Here is a 19526-nt window from a genome sequence, read left to right as displayed (position 1 = left end):
CTCGGCGCCAGTGGTCGCTGCATGCAGGCAGTGGCTGCTGTGCCACCGCGCGGTGAGGGGAGCCGGGTGGGCTTCTCACTGTGCCGCCACACTAGAATTGCAGATTGCAAGTTGTCAACAATCTACGCCGACTACTTTGGCCATTCTTCGACCCGGTGGAGTGTTCGGTGAGGGCCGGCCCAGTGTTGGGCCTGGTCAGAGCCCGGTCTTGCCTTCCGGGCCGGGACCCGACAGAGGGCCGGCCTTGTCCGGCCCGTTCTCGAGCGCGCGCACCTTGCGGATCTGGCGGAGCGTCCAGCCGATGTGCTTCTCGATCGAGCGCACCGCTGCGGCCTGGTCTCCCGAGGCGAGATCGTCGCGCATCTCCTGGTGCTCCTGATGGAGCTTGGAGCGAAACTCGGATCGGTCGGTGCGGGCGTTGAGGAACATCGCGACTTGGCTGCGCAACGTGTTCCAGGTCCACTGCAGCCGCGAGTGGTCGGCCGTCTCGTAGACCAGGTCGTGGAACTCGAGGTCCAGACGAACGTGCTCATCGCCCGGCTCGTCCAGCGAGATCTTGCGCATCTGGGCGATCACCTCGTCGAACCGGGCCAGGACGTGCTCGTCGATCCGTTCGGCGCAGCGCTCCATCGCCAGTCGCTCGATCGCCAGGCGCATCGAATAGATCTCTTCGATGTCGTCGTAACCCAGCGTGATCACCCGGGCCCCGCGGTGGCGCTGCGACTCGACCAGACCTTCACGGTCCAGCAACGAGATCGCCTCACGCACCGGGCCACGGCTGACGGACATCGACTCCGCCAGCTCCGTCTCCTTCAGGCGTTCACCCGGGGCCAGGTGGCCGCTGGTGATCATCTCGCGGAGGCGATCAGCAATCAGCGTGGACAGGGCAGGGGGCGTGGTCACGCCCGTGAGCAACTTCGATGTCGCCATGGGCGCGGCCTCCTGCCGAGGGAGAGGGATGGGGGCGGAACTTTGGATGAGTGTAGTGGCGCGGTGGTGCGGGGACGCGGCCGGTATGTGCTCCGGGTGAGTAGTTGTAGGCCACTCTTTCAATATTTGCAGTCGTTCGTGCCCTGCCGTCGCCAACAGCTCTAGCCAAAGCTGGGAATAACGCGCGAGATAGCTTTCCGATACGTGCGGCGCCACTAAATATTGGCGGATGGACATGGGCTTACCCTTCTGATGTTGACGCCTGAGATAGCGGGTCGTGCTGGCCTGCGGGATGGTTGTCGTGATGAGCAAGCGGAAGAGGTACACGCCGGAGTACCGCCGAGAGGCAGCAGCTCTGGTGCTGGATACGGACCGGCCGATCGCGCATGTGGCCGAGGAGATCGACGTGGGTGCGCAGTTGCTGGGTCGCTGGGTCCAGCAAGAACGCGAGCGCCGGGGCCCGGCTCCGGGCCCGGAAGTGCCGTTGGCGGCCGGCGAGCGGGAAGAGTTGAAGCGTCTGCGGCGGCGGGTCCATGAGCTGGAGACGGACAATGAGTTCCTGGGAAAAGCAGCCGCCTTCTTCGCGTCGAAGCCACCTCGGCGGAACGGTTCGAGCTGATGGACGCGGAGAAGGCGAACTTCGAGATCACCCGCATGGCGCGGCTTCTGGGTGTGACTCGGCAGGGCTACTACGCCTGGCAGCGCCGTCGCCAGCATGACCCCGGGTCGAGGGCTCAGCGGCGGACGGTGATCGATCAGGCCGTGCGCGCGCAGTTCCGGGCCTCCGACGATGTCTACGGGGCCCCGCGGATCACCCGTGAGCTCGCCGCCAAGGGCGTGGTGGTCGACCGGAAGACGGTCGCCGCGTCCATGCGTCGTCAGGGAACGGAGGGCATCAGCCCGAGCATGTTCACCCCGGTGACGACGATCCAAGATCCCGCCGCCCGAGGCTTCGCGGATCACGCCCAGCGGCGATGGGACCAGGGACGCCTCGATGCCATCTGGATCAGCGACATCACGTATCTGCGAACCGGCGAGGGCTGGCTCTACCTCGCCGCGGTCCGTGACGGGCACTCCCGGCGCGTGCTGGGCTGGGCAATGGACGAGTGTCAGGACGCCGGTCTCGTTGACCGCGCGCTGCGGATGGCACGAACCCTGCGTAGGGATGTCCCAGATGACCTTGTGTTTCACGCTGATCGCGGCACCCAGTACACGTCAAAGACCCTGTTCGAGACCCGCGAGGAGCTGGGGATCCGCCAGTCCATGGGACGGACCGGGGTGTGCTGGGATAACGCGATGGCCGAGTCGTTCTGGGCCACGCTGAAGACTGAGTTCTACGACCGGCGCTCTTGGCCGACCCGGGCCGAAGCGCGTCGCGAGGTCGCTCGCTGGATCGAGATCGTCTTCAACCGTCGCCGGCTGCACTCCAGCCTCGACTACACCAGCCCGGTCGCGTTCGAGAATGCCATCAAGCGCGACCAGGCCGAGACCGAAGTACACGCAGATCAGGCTCAAGCAGCTTGATCAACTGTCAACGACTTGCGGGCAGGCCCAACAGGCGATTCACACAGCGTGTTTACGCTGGTTGCAGTCTTGCTGACGAAGTTGAGGGCGGCCGAATGCTGGAGGAATGGTCCCGGGTCCCAGGCCGACGGTGAGCGCCGCTTCGGTCAATAGTCGTTGGCTTGTGAATTCACTTCGGGTATAGGACTGCGCTTCTTTGACGTGTCATGAGAGGTCCAGAGCGAGGCGGCTGACCCCGTTCACGGGACACGGACACGGTCTACCGTGAGGGCTGCACGCTCGCTTCGAGCGGAAGGGGTCATGGCCGTGACAACCCGACGGGGTTTCTGCGTGATGAGCGGCGCGGTCGCCGCCGGCACTTTGCTGAACGGGTGCGCCGAACCGACTGGCAACTCGAGGCCGCAACGCGCCACCGCGTCGCAAAGTCTGTCACTCGACACCCGTGAAGGGTGGTCGCCGGCTTCGAAGCCTCATGGTCCATCGCCTTCGCCGGCGAGACTGCCCTCGAATGCGCCGGCGAGCTGTACATGTAGTTCTTCGCCTCGGACGGGAATCGCATCGGGCGTCGGCCGCTGACCGGCCAGCCCGTTGGTCGCGGTGCTGGTCTGTCGGAGGCAGACCATGCAGCGCCGCTCACGCGGCTCGGTAGGCGCCGATGCGCACCCCAAGCCCGCTCATAGGTGCACTCCAGTGCTACTGTGAGCATCCCCGAGGACCGTCGTACCTCGCGAATACTCGGGGTCGAAGGAGACGATCGTGGACATCGGGCCGCTCTCGAACGTGCAGCTGGCGCACGCCGCGCGGGAGCACTACGTCCAGGGGAAGTCCCGGGTGAAGATCGCCGAGGAGACCGGGCTGAGCCGCTTCAAGGTCGGGAGGATGCTCGAGGAGGCCGTCGCCCGCGGGATCATCCGCTTCGAGATCGTCAGCACCCCGGGTGTGGACCTCGATCTGTCGATGCAGCTCAAGCAGCGGTACGGCCTTCAGCACGCGATTGCCGTCGAGCTCCCGGTGGATACCGACGCGGAGGCCCAGATGTCACTCGGCACGTTCGCAGCCGATCTGATCGACGATCTCGTCGGTCCGGAGGACATCCTCGGGCTCACCTCGGGCCGCACCCTGAACGTCATGGCGCGCCAGGTGAGCAGCCTGCCCTGCCGGGCGGTGGTCCAGCTCGCCGGCGTCGCCGGCCCCATCCAGGAGAGCGGGCTGGAAGTGATCCGCCGTCTGGCGAACCTTCCCGATGTCCAGCCCTGGCCGATCTACGCCTCCATGGTCATGAGCGATGCCCAGACCGCCCGCGGCGTGCTGCGCCAGCCGGGGATCCGCTCGGCCGTGGAGATGTTCGACGAGGTGACCGTGGCGCTGTGCGCCATCGGCTCGTGGGCCCCGCCGAACTCCCTGATGATGGTCAACCCGGCGATCGCCGACGAGGATCGAGCGCGGTTGCTGCGCCAGGGGGTCGTCGCCGAGATCGCAGCGACCGCGCTCACCGACAAGGGGCAGGCGGTCCACGATCTCGATGACCGCTGCATCGCGATCCGCGAGGACCAGCTGCGGGCGGTCCGCTCCCGGATCGGCGTGGCCGGCGGACCGTCGAAGACGAGGGCCATCCGCGCCGTGCTTGCCTCGGGGCTGCTCACGGGGATCGTGACAGACGCCTTCACGGCAGGCCGCCTGCTGGCGGGGTGAGTATGGGCTCCCGTCGCGTCGCCGGAGTGGACTCCTCGACCCAGAGCACCAAGGTGGTGGTCGTGGATGCGGGCAGCGGCGAGCTCGTCCATTCCGCCGCGGCGCGTCACCCGGAGGTCTCCGAGGTGTGGCCGCAGCGGTGGTGGGAAGCGCTCGGGGAGGCAGGGGGCCGTTCGATCACCGGGGCGCGCGCCCTCAGCATCACGTCCCAGCAGCACACCACTATCCTCCTCGACCGCCGGAACGAGGTGCTGCGGCCGGCGATCTTGTGGAACGACCTGCGCGCCATGGCCTCCGGCGCCGATCTCGTCCGGGAGCTGGGTCCGGACCGCTGGCTGCGCTCGCCCGGTCTGCTGCCGGACTCCGCGCATCCGGTGAGCAAGCTGCGCTGGTTGCGCGAGCACGAGCCGGAGACCGCCGCGCAGGTGGAGACCGTGCTGCTCCCGCACGACTGGCTGACCTGGTCGTTGCTCGGCAGGGTGGCGCAGCCCTCGACGGACCGCTCGGACGCTTCCTCCACCGGATACTGGTCCATTGCCGGCGGCGACTATGACGACGACCTCCTCCGGCACAGCTTCGGCAGGGCGGTGCTCACCCCGGAAGTGCTTCCCCCGGACGCCCCCGCCGGGGCGAGCGCCCAGGGGCTGCTCATCGGGGCCGGATGCGGCGACAACGCCGCAACGCACCTGGCGCTGGCGACCGATGTCGGGGACATGGTCATCTCCGTGGGGACGAGCGCGACCGTCTCGATGCGCACCACCGGCCCGGTCCTCGACCCGACCGGCCGGGTCGACACCATGGCCGATGCGCGCTCCGGCGCCATCCCCATCATCGCGATGCTCAACGGTGCCCGGGTCCTGGTCGCGACGGCGAGCATGCTCGGTATCACCCCGGTCCGGCTGGACAAGTTGGCAGCTCGCGCCGAGCCGACGGCCGGGGGTGCCGTGATGTTGCCCTACCTCGATGGCGAGCGAAACCCTCCGCGGGAGGAAAGGCACGGCGCGCTGCTCGGACTCTCCCGCCCGGCTCTCACACCGGAGATGATCGCCCGAGCCGCCGTGCTCGGCCTGGCCTGCGCGATCGCCGATGCCGCCGACGCCCTCTCGCGGGTTGCCGGCGAGCCGCGGCGGATCCTCCTTGTCGGCGGCGGGGCGAAATCGCGGGCTCTGCGACAGGCGCTCGTCGACCTGACAGGGCGGACGATCCATACGGCTCCCGAGCGAGAGCATGCCGCGTTCGGAGCGGCCCGGCAGGCGGCGTGGGTGCTGACCGGCACGCTGCCGCGCTGGCCCCTCGGTCTCTCGCCGCATCACCCCAGCGAGAGCAGCGGGGCCTGGGCCGTCGACGTCCGGGCCGCGCACCGAGCCGCCGGGCTCGGGCGCCCGGCCGGGCCCGCCGCGAACTCCAGCTGAGCCAGACGGACCCTCCGACGGCCGTCCGAACAGGGCGCGCTGCGGACCCTGCCTGAGCCCGGCGGCGATCCGAACAGGGTTCCTGCGGTTCCCGCCGCAGCCGGGCACGGCCCGGGGCGGCGACCACCTCCTGCTCGCTTGAGCGCCCTCGGGTACGTCCGTCCATTCTGCTCATGTGAGCAGAGGTGCTTGCAGGCTGTGATCGGCCGGTCCTACGGTGAACTCGTCGCAACCGGTGCGGCCTCGAGCGAAGGAGCTGAGCGTGTCGCAGACGCAGACGCAGACGGATACCGAGGCAGGCGTCGCGATGCTGCGATGCGAGGAGATCGAGATGTCCTTCGGTGGCATCCCGGTCCTGAAGGGGATCGATCTGCACCTTGAGCCGGGCAGCGTGACCGCGCTGGCCGGGGAGAACGGGGCGGGCAAATCCACGCTCATGAAGATCGCCTCCGGTCAGTACACGCCTGACGCAGGATCCGTGACGGTGCGCGGCCGGGCGCTGACCCCGGGCAGTACCCGAGCCGCCAACGACCTCGGGGTGGCGATCGTTCCGCAGGAGCTCGCCTCGATCCCTGAGCTGACGGTCTACGAGAACCTCTACATCGGCCGCGAGGAGCGCAACGCACTCGGTCTGCTGGACCGTCGCGCTATGATCGCCGGTGCCCAGGAGGCGCTCGCAGATTTCGGGATCGAGCTCGACCCCACCGTCCGGATGGGCCCGCTGCCCGTCGGCGTGCGTCAGATCGTCGAGATCATCAAGGCCAGCAGCCGCGGCGCCCGCGTGCTGCTGCTGGACGAGCCCACCAGTGCGATCGCCGAGCGTGAGGTCGCGCAACTGGAGATGGTCGTGCGCAGCTGCCGCGATCGCGGCGTGGCCATCCTATTCACCACCCACAAGATGGAGGAGATGCGCAGCATGGCCGATCGCGTGATCGTGCTGCGCGACGGCCGACTCATCGCCGATTCCCCGATCGGGCGGATCACCGACGACGAAATCGTCACCGCCATGATCGGGCGCGAGCTGGAGAACCTCTTCCCCACTCGCCCGGAGCACACGCCCGAGCCCGTCCTCGAGGTCCGTGACCTTGCGGTGGAGCCCGACACCGCTCCGATTTCCGTGACGGTCCGTCGCGGGGAGATCCTGGGCCTGGCCGGGCTCGTCGGGGCCGGCCGGACCGAGCTGATCGAATGCCTCTACGGGTCGCGTCGGCCCGCCGGCGGCCAGGTGAGCATCGCCGGGCGTGTGCTGCGCCCCGGCAGTCCGCGCCACTCCATCGCCCGGAACGTGGCGATCGTCCCTGAGGACAGGAAGGGTGCCGGCGCGGTGCTCTCTATGAGCGTTGTCGACAGCGCCACCCTCCCCCGCATCGCCGCGTTCTCCAGGTTCGGCGTGCTCTCCGAGAGCCGCCGGCGCACCACGATCGAATCCGCGATGCAGTCGGTGCGGCTGAAGTCCGCGGGCCTCGGCCAGAGCATGGAGCACCTCTCCGGCGGCAATCAGCAGAAGGTCGTCCTCGGCCGATGGTTGACGGGCACGGTCGATGTGCTCCTGCTGGATGAGCCGACGCGCGGAGTCGACGTCGGAGCGCGCAGCGAGATCTACCGCATCATCGTCGATCTCGCCTCGCAGGGCATGGCGGTCGTCATGGCATCCAGCGACATGCCCGAGATCCTCGCGCTCTCGCACCGCGCACTGGTCATGCGCGGCTTGGCCGTGGCCGGCGAGCTCTCCCGGGAGCAGCTGGACGCCCCCGGCGTGCAGGAGACCATCTTCCGCCTCGCCTCCGGTCTCGAGGACTCCTCGGACTCGGGCGCACCCTCCACCGATCTCACCTCCCACCAGGAGAACCTCCAGTGACTCACGACAGCGCGGCCACGACCTCAGTCTCTCCGTCCGGCAGGTGGGCGACCATCGTGCGCGACTTCCTCATCCGCCACATCATGATCGTGGTGATGCTGGGGATCGTGGCGTTCTTCGCTTATCGCAGTGCGCGGTTCGCCACCCCGGACAACCTGCTGACGATCCTCGTCGCAGCGGCCCCGTTCGCTCTCATCGCCCTCGGGCAGACCTTGGTGATCCTCACCGGCGGCATCGACCTGTCCGTCGGCAGCGTCATCGCCGCCAGCGCCATGGCCGCCGCCTGGACCGCGAAAGCTTTCGGTGACAACCCGGTCCTCCCGCTGCTGGCGGCCGTGTTCGCGGGGCTGCTGGCCGGTGCCGCCAACGGGGTGGTCGTCGCCTGGTTGAACGTCCCGCCCTTTATCGTCACCCTCGGCATGCTCACCCTCGCCTCCGGCGTCGCCTACGTCATCGGCGGCGGTGCCCCGATCAACGGACTCCCGGCCTCGTTCGGCATGTGGGCGAACACGGGCATCGGCGGGCTGACCATCCCCGTGATCCTGATGATCGCAGCGATCATCGGCTTCGCCCTGCTCATGCGTCGCACCACCTATGGCCTGCGGGTCTACGCGATCGGCGGCAACCGGCTGGCCGCCGAGATCGCCGGGGTGCGCTCGCGCGGGATCCTCTTCAGCGTCTACGCGATCAGCGGTCTGCTCGCCGGGATCTCCGGGCTCATGCTCTCCTCCCGTGTCATCTCCGGTTCGCCCAACCTCGGGCAGGGCTACGAGCTCGACGCGATCGCCGCGGTGGTGATCGGCGGGGCCAGCCTCATGGGCGGTCGCGGCACCATCTGGGGCACTGCGATCGGGCTGCTGCTCATCCAGACCATCAACAACGGCCTGGACCTCCTGCTGGTCCCGGCCTACTGGCAGGACGTCATCAAGGGCGTGATCATCGTCGCCGCCGTCGCCGCCGACGTCTGGGCCAACACTCGCAACCGCTCATAGCCTCCCGACCCGCCCCGTGCACGCCGCCGCCGGCGGTCCAGGGGGCACCCGGTCCCACCGCCACTCACGACCCCCGACCCCGATCCCACCACCCGCCAGCCTTCTCTCAAGGAGAATCCGATGAAGCGCAGAAATTTCACCACCCTCATGCTCGCCGCGGTGCCCGTCGGCGCGACCCTCGCCGCCACCGGCTGCGGCGCAGGCGATCCCAGTAGCGCCGGCGCGGACTCCGTCACCGTCGGCGTGACGGTGTACGACATGTCCTCGTTCATCACGCAGGGCAGGGAGGGCATGGAGGCATTCGCCGCGGCCCGAGACATCCAGCTGCAGTGGAACTCGGCCGGGGGAGACGTCTCCTCCCAGGCCAGCCAGGTCGACCAGTACGTCAGCGCGGGCCTGGACGCGATCATCATCGTCCCCGTCCAGGCGGATTCCCTGGGCCCCCAGGTCCAGGCCGCCAATGCGGCCGAGATCCCGGTCATCGCGGTGAACACCGCGCTATCCGGGGTGGAGGTCGATGCGAGCGTCCAGCCCGATGATGTCGCCGCCGGGGAACAGGAGGCCACCCAGATGATAAAGGCGCTCGGTGGGGAGGGCGCCGTGGTGATCCTCGAGGGCCCCCTGGGCTCGTCCCCGCAGCTCGACCGCGGCCAGGGGATCGAGAACGTCCTGGCGGAGAACCCGGACGTCACGGTGCTCGCCCAGGACACCGCGAACTGGAGCCGCGACGAGGCGGTCAATCAGATGAAGAACTGGATCTCCGCCTTCGGCGACGAGATCACCGGCGTGATCTCCCAGAACGACGACATGGCCCTCGGCGCCATCCAGGCGCTGCGGGAGGCCGGGATGGACGGCATTCCCGTGGTGGGCATCGACGGCATCGAGGACGGACTCGAAGCGGTCAGGGCCGGCGACATGATCGGCACCTCCCTGCAGCACGGAACCGTCGAGCTGGCCGCAGGGCTCGCCGTCGCCGCCGGGATCGCCCGCGGCGAGGACGTCCCCACCGCGCCCGTCTACACGATGCCCGCCGTGACCTCCGAGAACGTCGATGCCGTCATGGAGAACGTCGTCACCGAGCGGGAGTCCTTCATGGAGGAGCTGCCGGACCTCATCGACGAGAATCTCGCCTCCGGGGACATCGCCTACGAGGGCCTGCCCGGGCAGGAGCGCTGAGCCGGCGATGACCAGGGTGCACAACGAGCCCGCCGACTTCGTCGATCAGCAGCTCGAGGGCTTCGCCTCCCTCTACGCCGACCGGCTGCGCGCCGTCCCCGGCGGCGTCGTGAGCCATCGCGGCCCGGATCCCGTGGTCGCCGTCGTCGCCGGTGGCGGCTCCGGCCACTACCCGGCCTTCGCAGGCCTGGTGGGCCCCGGCTTCGCCGCCGGAGCCGTGGTGGGCAACATCTTCACCTCACCCTCGGCCGCACAGGTCTACTCGGTCGCCAAGGCCGCCGACCAGGGGCGCGGCGTGATCCTCACCTTCGGCAACTACGCCGGGGACGTGATGAACTTCGGTATCGCCGCCGAGCGGCTGCGCCGCGAGGGCATCGATGCCCGGATCGTGCTGGTCACCGACGACGTCGCCTCCTCGGCCGTGGAGGTGGAGCGGCGCGGGATCGCCGGCGACTTCGTCGTGTTCAAGGCACTCGGAGCCGCCGCCGACACCGGGGCGCACATCGACGCCGTCGAGCAGGCGGGACGCGCCGCGAATGCCGCCACCCGCACCTTCGGCGTCGCCTTCTCCGGGTGCACCATGCCGGGGGCCGAGGAGCCCTTGTTCACCGTGCCGCGCAGGACGATGGGCGTGGGCCTCGGCATCCACGGCGAGCCGGGTATCCGCGACGCCCCGATCGCCCCCGCCTCCGAGCTCGCCGCGATGATGGTCGACGGGGTGCTCGCCGCGCGGCCCCGTACGGAGTCCACTCGCGTCGCCGTGATCGTCAACGGCCTGGGCACGACGAAACACGAGGAACTGTTCCTGCTGTGGGGCGAGGTGCGCCGGCTGCTGGAGGCACGCGAGCTCACCCCCGTCCAGCCCGAGGTCGGGGAGCTGGTGACAAGTCTCGACATGGGCGGCTGCTCCCTGACCCTCACGTGGCTCGACGGGGACCTTGAGCGCTGGTGGGGCGCGGATGCCTACACCCCCGCCTACCGGAAGCAGGCCTCCCCGCTCGCGGCCCTGCGACCGGTCGAGATCGGCGCCGCTCCCGATTCGGCAGCCCAGGCGCCGCAGCCGTCCGTGGCCGGTGCCCGGCTCTCCGCGCACGTCGCGTCAGGACTCTCCCGGATGCTGGAGGTGCTGCGCCGGAACGAGGACGAGCTGGGCCGGATCGACGCCGTGGCCGGCGACGGCGATCACGGTCGCGGGATGGTCAAGGGAGCCGGCGCCGCCGTGCAGGCAGCGAACTCGCTGACAGACGCCGGCCCGGCCTGGACGCTGAGGGCAGCCGGCAGGGCATGGGCCGCCGAGGCGGGCGGCACCTCGGGCGTGCTCTGGGGAGCCGGGCTCGAGGCGGCCGGCCAGTCTCTCGGCGATGCGCGCGAGGCCTACACCGGTCAGGACATCGCCGAGGCCGTCGGCGCCTTCGTGCAGGCCCTGCAGGAACTCGGCCGCGCGGAGGTCGGCGACAAGACCCTGATCGACGCGGCCGTGCCGTTTCACCGGAGCCTGCATGACTCCGTCTGGTCGGGCATGAGCCTTCCCGCGGCGTGGAGCGCGGCCGGCCGGGCCGCGCGCTTCGCGGCCGATGCGACCGAGGGCCTTCTGCCTCGCAAGGGCCGGGCCCGTCCCCTCGCCGAGAAGAGCCTCGGCACGCCGGACGCCGGGGCGCAGTCCTTCGCGCTCCTCGTCGAGGCGCTCGCCGAGGACATGGCGCAGCACGAGCACCCCCGCGAGGCGAAGGAGCTCTCCGCTCCCGTGCCCGAAGGGGACGAAACCGAGGCCGGGACCTCCCCGGTGCACCGCTGAACGATCGATCCGAAGACATCGAGAGAACGAGAGAAGGAGCGACCATGGAGCGCACATTCGAGGGCAGGATCGCCGTCATCACCGGAGCTGCTAGCGGAATCGGCCACACCGTCGCCGGGCACCTCGCCGAGCGCGGTGCCCGAATCGTGGGGGTCGACCTGAACCCCGACATCGGCGAGATGCTCGCCGACATGCCGGGCGGACGGCATCACGGGATCGTCGCCGACCTCACCGATGCTGCGGCGGCCGGCCGGGTGATCGAGGAGACGGTCCGCGAGGTCGGCACACCGTACATCCTGGTCAACTCCGCCGGGGTCGCGCTATTGGACCCAGCCGTGGGTGTCCCGGCGGAGCGCTGGCAGCTGACTCTGGACGTCAACCTCAGCGGCACCTTCTACATGGCGCAGGCCGCCGGCAAGGTGATGATCGAAGCGGGAAAGGGCCGCATCATCAACTTGGCCTCGCAGGCCGCCGTGATTGGACTGGACCAGCACGCCGCATACTCCGCGAGCAAGGCTGCGGTGGTCGGGCTGACCCACACCCTCTCCCTCGAATGGGCGCGCCACGGCGTGACCGTCAACGCCGTCTCCCCGACGGTCGTCGAGACACCGCTCGGCAAGGCGGCGTGGGCCGGGGAGCGTGGCGAGAAGGCGAAGGCCGCGATCCCGGTGGGGCGCTTCGCCCAGCCCGAGGAGGTCGCGGCGCTGATCGCGTTCATCGCCGGGGACGACGCCGCCATGATCAGCGGCAGCAACTACCTCATGGACGGGGGCTTCACGACCGTGTGACCCCCTGCTGCTCGGGGTCGGAGTCGAGTTCGACGCTGCGGGACGGACCGTCGTGCCGCCGAGTGGCAAGCCTGCGCACACGGCGCTGACATTGCCGCCACCGGGAGTCTCGTACACAGCGCCCTGAAGGCCGCGGGCGCTGCCTTGCCGTGATGAGGGAGCGCCGACCGGCGCATGCAGCCGACCTCGGATGTGAGCACGATCTACCGTGGGAGATGCATGACCTCGTCCACCGGGAGGGGCCGTTGTGACCACACGACGCCAGATCGGTGTGCTCGGCGGTGTGTTCGCCGTCGGTGCACTGGTGGGAGCATGCACTGGGACCGCTGACGGGCCGGGTGTGGGCAGCAGCACTGCGTCCCGAGAGAAATCCCCCGGACCCGCCGAGCTCGTCACCACCGGCCTCGAGGCCCCGTGGTCTATCACCTTCGCCGGCGAGACCGCTCTCGTCAGCGAACGCGACTCCGGCCGCATCCTCGAGCTCGCCACGGACGGCACCCCGCGCGAGGTCGGTGTCATCGACCCCGTCGTCGCCGTAGGGGAGGGCGGGCTGCTCGGCCTTGCGGCGCACGAGGGCGAGCTGTACATGTACTTCACCGCCTCGGACGGGAACCGCATCGAGCGCCGCCCGCTGGCCGGAGAGCCCGGCGGTCTCGGGCTCGGAGAGGCATCGACCGTGCTCGGCGGCATCCCGTCGGCCCAGGTCCACAACGGCGGCCGGCTCGCGTTCGGGCCCGACGGGATGCTGTACGCGACCACTGGCGACGCCTCGGACCGCGACAGCGCCCAGGACGTCGACGCCCTCAGCGGGAAGATCCTGCGGATGACGCCCGACGGAGGAGTGCCGGAGGACAACCCGCTGCCCGGTTCCCTCGTCTACAGCTACGGGCACCGCAACCCGCAGGGGATCGCCTGGGCCGAGGACGGCACGATGTACGCCAGCGAGTTCGGCCAGGACACCTGGGACGAGCTGAACATCATCGAGCCCGGCGGGAACTACGGCTGGCCTGCGACCGAAGGGATAGCTGAGCAAGAGGGCTACCGCGACCCGATCCAGCAGTGGTCGCCGGACGAGGCGAGCCCCAGCGGCATCGCGATCAGCGGTGGAAACCTGTACCTTGCCAATCTCCGCGGTCAGCGCCTGCGCGTGGTCCCGCTGGCCGCCCCCGAGGATTCCCGCGAGCTGCTGACTGAGGGCGCTGGCCGGTTGCGTGACGTGGTGGTGGCCCCTGATGACTCGCTGTGGGTGCTGACCAATAACACCGACGGGCGGGGCGATCCCGGCGAGAGAGACGACCGCATCCTGCGCCTGACGCCTGACGCCTGACGCCTGACGCCTGACGCCTGATGCCTGACGCCTGACCCGGGTGCCACGCGCCGCGCAGGGCGCCCCTTCCACACCCGTGCAGATCGCACGGGGTTGTCATATTCCTATATAGGAATATGATGGGAGTCATGGCACGAGCAGCGACCACGTCGGACGTCTTCAATGCGATCGCTGAACCTCGGCGTCGCCAGATCCTCGTGCTTCTACGGGGAGGTGAGCGGCCGGTCTCCGAACTGTCGCACGAACTGGACCTGCCGCAGCCGGGGACCTCGAAGCACCTTCGCGTGCTCCGAGACGTCGGGCTGGTCCGCGATCGCCGGGACGGCAAGCAGCGCGTGTACGGCCTGGATGCCCATGGGTTGAAGGCAGTCCATGAATGGACCGGGGGCTTCGAGCAGTTCTGGAGCGAGAGCTTCGAGCGGCTCGATGCGTACGTGCAGGAACTCAAACACGAGAGGCAGGATGAGTAGCTCATGAACTCCATGGGATCCGGAAGGTCGGAACGGGACGAGACGGCGAACCGCGAGATTGTCGTCTCGCGGGTCATCGATGCCCCGCGAGAGCTGGTCTACGAGGCATTCACCGAGACGCGCCACTTGGCGCAGTGGTGGGGGCCGGAAGGGTTCACCACGACCACGCGGGCTTTCGAGTTCCGTGTCGGTGGTGTGTGGGACTTCGTGATGCACGGTCCGGACGGGACGGACTACCAGGAATGGATCCAGTGGACGGAGATCGTCCCGTCGGAGCGGATCACGATGCTCCACGGCGAGCACCGCGACGACCCGAATGTGTTCGAATCGGTCCTCACGTTCGAGACCGACGGGTCAGCGACCCGGGTCGAGATGCTCGCGGTGTTCCCGACCGAGGAGCTGCGCGACGAGGCGATCGAGAAGCACGGCGCGGTCGAGGCTGGTCAGCAGACGTTGGGCAACCTCGCTGCCTACGCCGCCGAGCTCGTCCGCAAGGGGGCTGAGGGCTGATGGCCGGGAAGGTGTTCTTCAGTGTGTCGATGTCGCTGGACGGATTCATCGCCCCCGACTCGCCCGAGGAGTTGATGGGCACGCAGTGGATGGAGCTGCAGCAGTGGGTCTTTCGCCAGCGCCACTTCCGAGAGAATCTCGGGCTCGGAAAGGGCGGCGAGGAGGGGCGCGACAACGACATCGTGACCGAGACGTTCGAGCGCACCGGTGCGAGCGTGATGGGCAAGCGCATGTTCGACGCCGGCGAGCAGATGTGGCCGGAACAGGCGCCGTTCCATACGCCGGTATTCGTGGTGACGCACGAAGAGCGCGAGCCGTGGGAACGACCGGGCGGGACGACATTCCACTTCGTGGGCGACGGGATCGAATCCGCCCTGGATCATGCCCGCCTGGCGGCGGGCAGTCGAGACGTCCGCGTCGCGGGTGGCGGCACGACGATCGTGGAGTATCTGAATGCCGGATTGATCGACAAGTTCCACGTAGCGATCTCGCCCGTGCTGTTCGGGTCGGGGGTTCGTCTGTTCGAGGGCGTGGAGGACAGTCGTGTGCGTCTGGAGCAGACCGGGACCGAATCCTCGACCCGGACCACGCATCTCTACTATGACGTGCACGTGAGGTGACGCGGAGTCAGCCACTCACTCCCACCGGAAGGTGCGCACGGCGACGATGGACAGAACGAGCGTCCACCCCGCCACCACCAGCAGATACAGGGCATCGGGAAAGGCACCCATCGTCGCCTGGTTGAGCGCCTCGGTCGCGGCGCCCATCGGCGTCCAGTGCACGATCGTCTGCAGCGTCTGCGGCATCGTCTGGACGGGGAACCACACCCCGGTGGTGAACATCGTGGGCAGCATGACCATCATGCTGACCACATTGCCCACGGAGGCGTTGGGCGTCAGCGCCGTGATCACGCCGCCGGTGGCCAGCATCGCCGCCAGCGCCAATATGAACGTCACCAGCCAGCCCAGCAGGTGCTGCGGCAGCGGAGCGCCATAGGCGAGCCGGCCCACTGTCAGGCACAGCGCGGCCGCGATCGCCACGGAGACGCCGAACACGACAGCCTGCGCACCGAGGATCGTGAGGGGGCTGACCGGTGTGGTGCGCAGCCGGCGCAGGATCCTGCTGGAGCGGTACTCGATCAGCGTCATCGGCATGGCGGTGGCTCCGACCATGACCATCGACAGCAGGATGCAGATGGAGACGTAGAGCCCGATGACCGTCTGCCCGCCGAGATCCGCATCGGCTTCCCGGAACGTGGGGATGAAGCCCAGGACGATGAGCAGGAGAGTGGGGAAGGCGATCACCCAGAACCAGGCCATGGGCTCACGCAGATACAGGCGTGCCTCGTTGCGGATCAGGGCGGCGGATGCGGACGTCATGCGGGCTCCTCGGCGCGATGCGGCTGTTCGTCGGTCAGGTCGAGGTAGGCCGAATCCAGCGATCCGTCGACCACTCGCAGCTGCCGCGGGGTGACGCCGGCCTGCTCGAGGTGGCGCACCACCGACAGGGCCACGCCTTCTTGACCGTGGACGAGGATGCGTCCGGCGTCGGTCTGGACGGCGGCGACGTCGGGCAGATCCCGCAGTGCCTCCAGGTCCACGGGATCGTCGGCCCGGAAGGAGGTGACCGTGGCCGCCGCGGTCGCGCTGATCAGGCCGTCGGGCGTGTCCAGTGCGGCCAGGCGCCCGTGCTGGAAGATGGCGATCCGGTCGCACAGCTGTTGGGCCTCGTCCATGGCGTGGGTGACCAGGAGGATGGTCACGCCGCTGTCGCGCAGGCCGCGCACCATGTCCCACACCTCCCGTCGGGCCCGCGGGTCCAGGCCGGTGCTGAGCTCATCCAGGATCGCCACCTCCGGCCGGCCGACCAGCGCCAGCGCCACGGACAGGCGCTGCTGTTGGCCGCCGCTGAGCGTGGCGAAACGCCGGTCCAGGTGCTCGCTCATGCCCACTCGCTCGGCCAGGTCCTGCCACGGCGCGGGATCGTCGTAGAAGGTGGACCACAGCCGCAGGGCTTCGCGCACGGTGATCTTGGGCTGGAGCTTGCTCTCCTGCAGCTGGATGCCCAGCACCCGGGCGAGGCGATCATGCTGCGTCCACGGATCGATGCCCAGCACCCGGATGCTGCCGGCGTCGCTGCTGCGCAGCCCGGCGATGGCCTCGACGGTGGTGGTCTTGCCGGCGCCGTTGGGGCCGAGGATGCCGAAGATCTCGCCCTGGGCCACCGTGAAGCTGACGTCCTCGACGGCGACCTTGTCGCCGTAGGTCTTGCGGAGTCCCTCGACGACGACTGCCGGCCCGTCGACGACGGCCGGCTCGCGCGGGGTCGGTTCTGCGTGCATGTCCTCAGCGTGGAGGCTGCGAGGCGCTCGCGGATCCGGCAACCGGCGGCGACGGGGTCAACCGATCAGTGGATGCGACAGCGGTTCAGGGCGGATGCTGGTCCCCGTGCCGGCGGTCAATCATCCCGCCGATATCCCTTGACCCCCGGGGCGGCCCAGGTGTCGTATGTCCGGACACCTCGGCCGCGATCGGCAAGGATGCGGTGGTCCTCCGCGGGCGAGGGCGGGCGAGGGCACCGAGGAGGATGCGCCATGACCGTGATCCCATTGGCCGACCTCGACCCCGGCGACACGGAGCGGATCGGGGGCAAGGCCGCCGGGCTGGCCATGCTGATCGCCGCCGGTCAGCGCGTCCCGGACGGGTTCTGCCTGACCACGCAGGCCTATCAGGCCGGCACCGTTCCGCGGGAGGAGGTCGCGGCCGCCTACGCCGAGCTCGGCGGCGAGGTGCCCGTCGCGGTGCGCTCCAGCGCCACCGCCGAGGATCTCCCGTGGGCCAGCTTCGCCGGGCAGCAGGACACGATCCTCGGCGTGCGCGGGCTGGATGACCTGGTTGCCGCGATCGAGACCTGCTGGGAATCGCTGGAGACCGCCAGGGCCCGCGCCTACCGGGAGGCGAACGACGTCGCCGAGGCGCAGATGGCTGTCGTCGTCCAGACCATGGTCGAACCGCGGGCCGCGGGAGTGCTGTTCACCGCCAACCCGATCACCGGCGCCCGCGGCGAGATGGTGATCGATGCGGCCCCCGGTCGCGGATCCGGCGTGGTCGACGGCAGCATCGAGGCCGACCACTACGTGCTGGGCGAGCAGATCCCGCTGCACCCGGGCGGGTGCCTCGACCGCGCCCAGCTCACCGAGCTGCAGTCCGTCGGCCGCCGCATCCAGGAGCATGCCGGATCGCCGCAGGACATCGAGTGGGCGCTCGACGACGGCGGCACCCTCTGGCTGCTCCAGTCCCGCGCCGTCACCAGCCTCTTCCCCGTGCCGGAGACTGCCGGCGGCGAGCTGCGGGTGTACATGGAGACCGGGCACATGCAGGGCATGCTGCAGCCGATGACCCCGATGGGCGCCTCGGTGATGCTCCAGGTCTCCCGGCAATGGTTCGAGATGTTCGGGGCGAAGGGCGCGGATGTCTCCTCCCTGCTGACCATCATCGGCGGCCGGCTGTTCGTGGACCTGACCGGCTTCGTCCGCGCCCCGGGCATCCGCCGGCAGCTGCCCGAGTCGATGGCCCTCTACGGGCCGCGGGTCGTCGCCGCCGTCGAGAAGGTCCTCGAGGATCCCCGGTTCACCCCGCGGCGTCTGCGGATCCCGGTCGGCACTCTCGCGCGGGTGGTGGCACGCACCGGGCCGCCGATGCTGCGCGGCATCATCAGCGCTCTGCGTCGGCCCGAGGCTGAACGCCGGCGAGTCCTGGCCTCCGCTCCGGCGGTGCGTGCCTCATGCCGGGCCCCGTCCGACGTGACGACGGCGCAGGAGCACCTCGCCGTTGCCGAGGAGGTCCACTTCGACGTGCTGTCCGGCCCCATGCTCGATGCTCTGAACCCTCTGTGGGCGGCGATGGGCTGCCAGGGCCTTGCGACGGTGCTGCTGCACGGCCTCGCCACCGAGAGCGAGGTCTCCGCGGTCGTCCGCGGCGCCCCGCACAACGTCACCACCGAGATGGATCTGAGGCTGTGGCAGATCGCGGCCGAGGCGACGGAGCATCGGCAGCTGCTGACCGAGACCCCTGTCGCGCAGTTGGTCTCGCGGTACCGCGAGGGCTCCTTGCCGGACATCGGGCTGGAGGGATTCCTGGCCGCGTACGGTCACCGCTCCGCCGCCGAGATCGACGTCGGCGTGCCCCGCTGGGCCGAGAACCCCGCCCCCGTCTTCGACGCCCTGACCAACTACCTGCGCCAGAGCGATCCCCATCAGGCGCCCGACGTGCGCTTCCGCCGAGCCGCCACCGAGGGCGAGGCCGCGATCGAGGAGCTGGTTGCGCGGGCCCGCCGGCGGCGCGCACCGCTGGCGCCGCTGATCGCATTCCTGCTGCGGCGGACCCGAGCGCTCATCGGGCTGCGCGAACTGCCCAAGTTCCTGTGGCTGTACGCCCTGGACCGGGTGCGCCAGGAACTGCTCGCGGCAGGCGAGATCCTCGCCGGGCAGGGGCTGTTGACCGAGGCGGGGGACATCATGTTCCTCGACCGGGAGGAGGTCCGCGCCGCCGCGGAGACCGGCACCGACCAGCGGGAGCTGGCCGCCGCCCGCCGCGCCACCCACCGGCGGGAGCTGCGACGGCGCCACGTGCCCGTGGTGCTCCTGTCCGACGGCACCGATGTCGAGGCCACCCTCCCCGTGCCCGAGAACGCCGAGGGACTGACCGGCATCGGCGCCGCCGCGGGGACCGCGACGGGCCGGGCCCGCGTGATCCGCGACCCGCACGGGGCGCGGGTCGAGCCCGGGGAGATCCTCGTCGCGCCCACCACGGACCCGGGCTGGACCCCGCTGTTCCTCACGGCCGCGGGCCTGGTCACCGAGACCGGTGCCACCATGGCCCACGGCCCCACCGTCGCCCGCGAATACGGCATCCCCGCCGTGATCTGCGTGAAGGACGCGACGTCGGCGATCCGCACCGGGCAGCTGATCACGATCGACGGGGCGAGCGGGCTGGTGAGGGTCGAGGATGAGGAGACCGGCGGCGACGAGAGCAGGTGATCTCCGGACGAGAG

Annotated in this window: 16 protein-coding genes; 13 read left to right on the top strand and 3 right to left on the bottom strand. The window is 69.6% G+C overall.

The window, feature by feature from the left end; translation table 11 throughout:
* Positions 1-195: 195 nt before the first annotated feature.
* Complete coding sequence (locus ACFQS2_RS03405; RefSeq protein WP_377792744.1) at positions 196-930, bottom strand: GntR family transcriptional regulator; 735 nt, start codon at positions 928-930, stop codon at positions 196-198.
* Positions 931-1222: 292 nt separating this feature from the next.
* Between ACFQS2_RS03405 and ACFQS2_RS03400 the strand changes: the two genes are divergently transcribed.
* The 12 genes from ACFQS2_RS03400 (at position 1223) to ACFQS2_RS03345 (ending at position 15094) form a co-directional block, all read left to right on the top strand.
* Positions 1223-2454 (top strand): IS3 family transposase gene (locus tag ACFQS2_RS03400; protein ID WP_377792819.1). Its coding sequence is split into 2 segments (ribosomal slippage): positions 1223-1505 and positions 1505-2454, totalling 1233 coding nucleotides; the frame shifts between segments, so codons are not numbered across the junction.
* A gap of 756 nt (positions 2455-3210) precedes the next feature.
* Complete coding sequence (locus tag ACFQS2_RS03395; protein WP_377019715.1) at positions 3211-4146, top strand: sugar-binding transcriptional regulator; 936 nt, start codon at positions 3211-3213, stop codon at positions 4144-4146.
* 2 nt (positions 4147-4148) lie between these two features.
* Positions 4149-5558 carry an FGGY-family carbohydrate kinase gene (locus ACFQS2_RS03390; RefSeq protein ID WP_377792743.1) on the top strand — a complete coding sequence of 470 codons (1410 nt, stop codon included), beginning with the start codon at positions 4149-4151 and terminating at the stop codon, positions 5556-5558.
* A gap of 262 nt (positions 5559-5820) precedes the next feature.
* Positions 5821-7416: a sugar ABC transporter ATP-binding protein gene (locus ACFQS2_RS03385; protein ID WP_377792742.1), complete on the top strand. Its 1596-nt coding sequence runs from the start codon at positions 5821-5823 to the stop codon at positions 7414-7416.
* Positions 7413-8408: an ABC transporter permease gene (locus ACFQS2_RS03380; RefSeq protein ID WP_377792741.1), complete on the top strand. Its 996-nt coding sequence runs from the start codon at positions 7413-7415 to the stop codon at positions 8406-8408. Before ACFQS2_RS03385 ends, ACFQS2_RS03380 begins: the two co-directional genes overlap by 4 nt.
* Before the next feature lie 120 nt (positions 8409-8528).
* A complete protein-coding gene (locus tag ACFQS2_RS03375) occupies positions 8529-9584 on the top strand; it encodes a substrate-binding domain-containing protein (protein ID WP_377792740.1) in 1056 nt (351 codons plus the stop codon).
* A gap of 7 nt (positions 9585-9591) precedes the next feature.
* Positions 9592-11379 carry a dihydroxyacetone kinase family protein gene (locus tag ACFQS2_RS03370; protein WP_377792739.1) on the top strand — a complete coding sequence of 596 codons (1788 nt, stop codon included), beginning with the start codon at positions 9592-9594 and terminating at the stop codon, positions 11377-11379.
* Between the two features lie 44 nt (positions 11380-11423).
* Positions 11424-12167 carry a GolD/DthD family dehydrogenase gene (locus ACFQS2_RS03365; protein ID WP_377792738.1) on the top strand — a complete coding sequence of 248 codons (744 nt, stop codon included), beginning with the start codon at positions 11424-11426 and terminating at the stop codon, positions 12165-12167.
* A gap of 247 nt (positions 12168-12414) precedes the next feature.
* Positions 12415-13494 (top strand): PQQ-dependent sugar dehydrogenase, encoded by a 1080-nt coding sequence (locus ACFQS2_RS03360; protein ID WP_377792737.1) that lies wholly within the window; start codon positions 12415-12417, stop codon positions 13492-13494.
* 128 nt (positions 13495-13622) lie between these two features.
* Positions 13623-13964, top strand: a complete 342-nt coding sequence (locus tag ACFQS2_RS03355) for an ArsR/SmtB family transcription factor (protein WP_377792735.1) — start codon at positions 13623-13625, stop codon at positions 13962-13964.
* 3 nt (positions 13965-13967) lie between these two features.
* Positions 13968-14474: an SRPBCC family protein gene (locus ACFQS2_RS03350; RefSeq protein ID WP_377792733.1), complete on the top strand. Its 507-nt coding sequence runs from the start codon at positions 13968-13970 to the stop codon at positions 14472-14474.
* The gene (locus ACFQS2_RS03345; RefSeq protein WP_377792732.1) at positions 14474-15094 is read left to right on the top strand and encodes a dihydrofolate reductase family protein; all 621 of its coding nucleotides are present in this window, start codon (positions 14474-14476) and stop codon (positions 15092-15094) included. The genes ACFQS2_RS03350 and ACFQS2_RS03345 overlap by 1 nt, the downstream gene beginning before the upstream one ends.
* A 15-nt stretch (positions 15095-15109) precedes the next feature.
* Here the strand turns inward: ACFQS2_RS03345 and ACFQS2_RS03340 are convergent, their stop codons facing one another.
* Entirely contained in the window at positions 15110-15853 is a 744-nt protein-coding gene (locus ACFQS2_RS03340; protein WP_377792731.1) for an ABC transporter permease, read from the bottom strand.
* Positions 15850-16815, bottom strand: a complete 966-nt coding sequence (locus ACFQS2_RS03335) for an ABC transporter ATP-binding protein (RefSeq protein ID WP_377792730.1) — start codon at positions 16813-16815, stop codon at positions 15850-15852. Before ACFQS2_RS03335 ends, ACFQS2_RS03340 begins: the two co-directional genes overlap by 4 nt.
* Before the next feature lie 252 nt (positions 16816-17067).
* Between ACFQS2_RS03335 and ACFQS2_RS03330 the strand changes: the two genes are divergently transcribed.
* Positions 17068-19512, top strand: coding sequence for a PEP/pyruvate-binding domain-containing protein (locus tag ACFQS2_RS03330; RefSeq protein WP_377792729.1), 2445 nt, complete (start codon positions 17068-17070; stop codon positions 19510-19512).
* Positions 19513-19526: the final 14 nt, after the last annotated feature.

Source organism: Brachybacterium sp. GCM10030267, assembly GCF_042666875.1.
Lineage (GTDB): Bacteria > Actinomycetota > Actinomycetes > Actinomycetales > Dermabacteraceae > Brachybacterium.
Note: the sequence above shows the minus strand (reverse complement) of the source record. Positions and strands in the feature narration are given on the sequence as shown.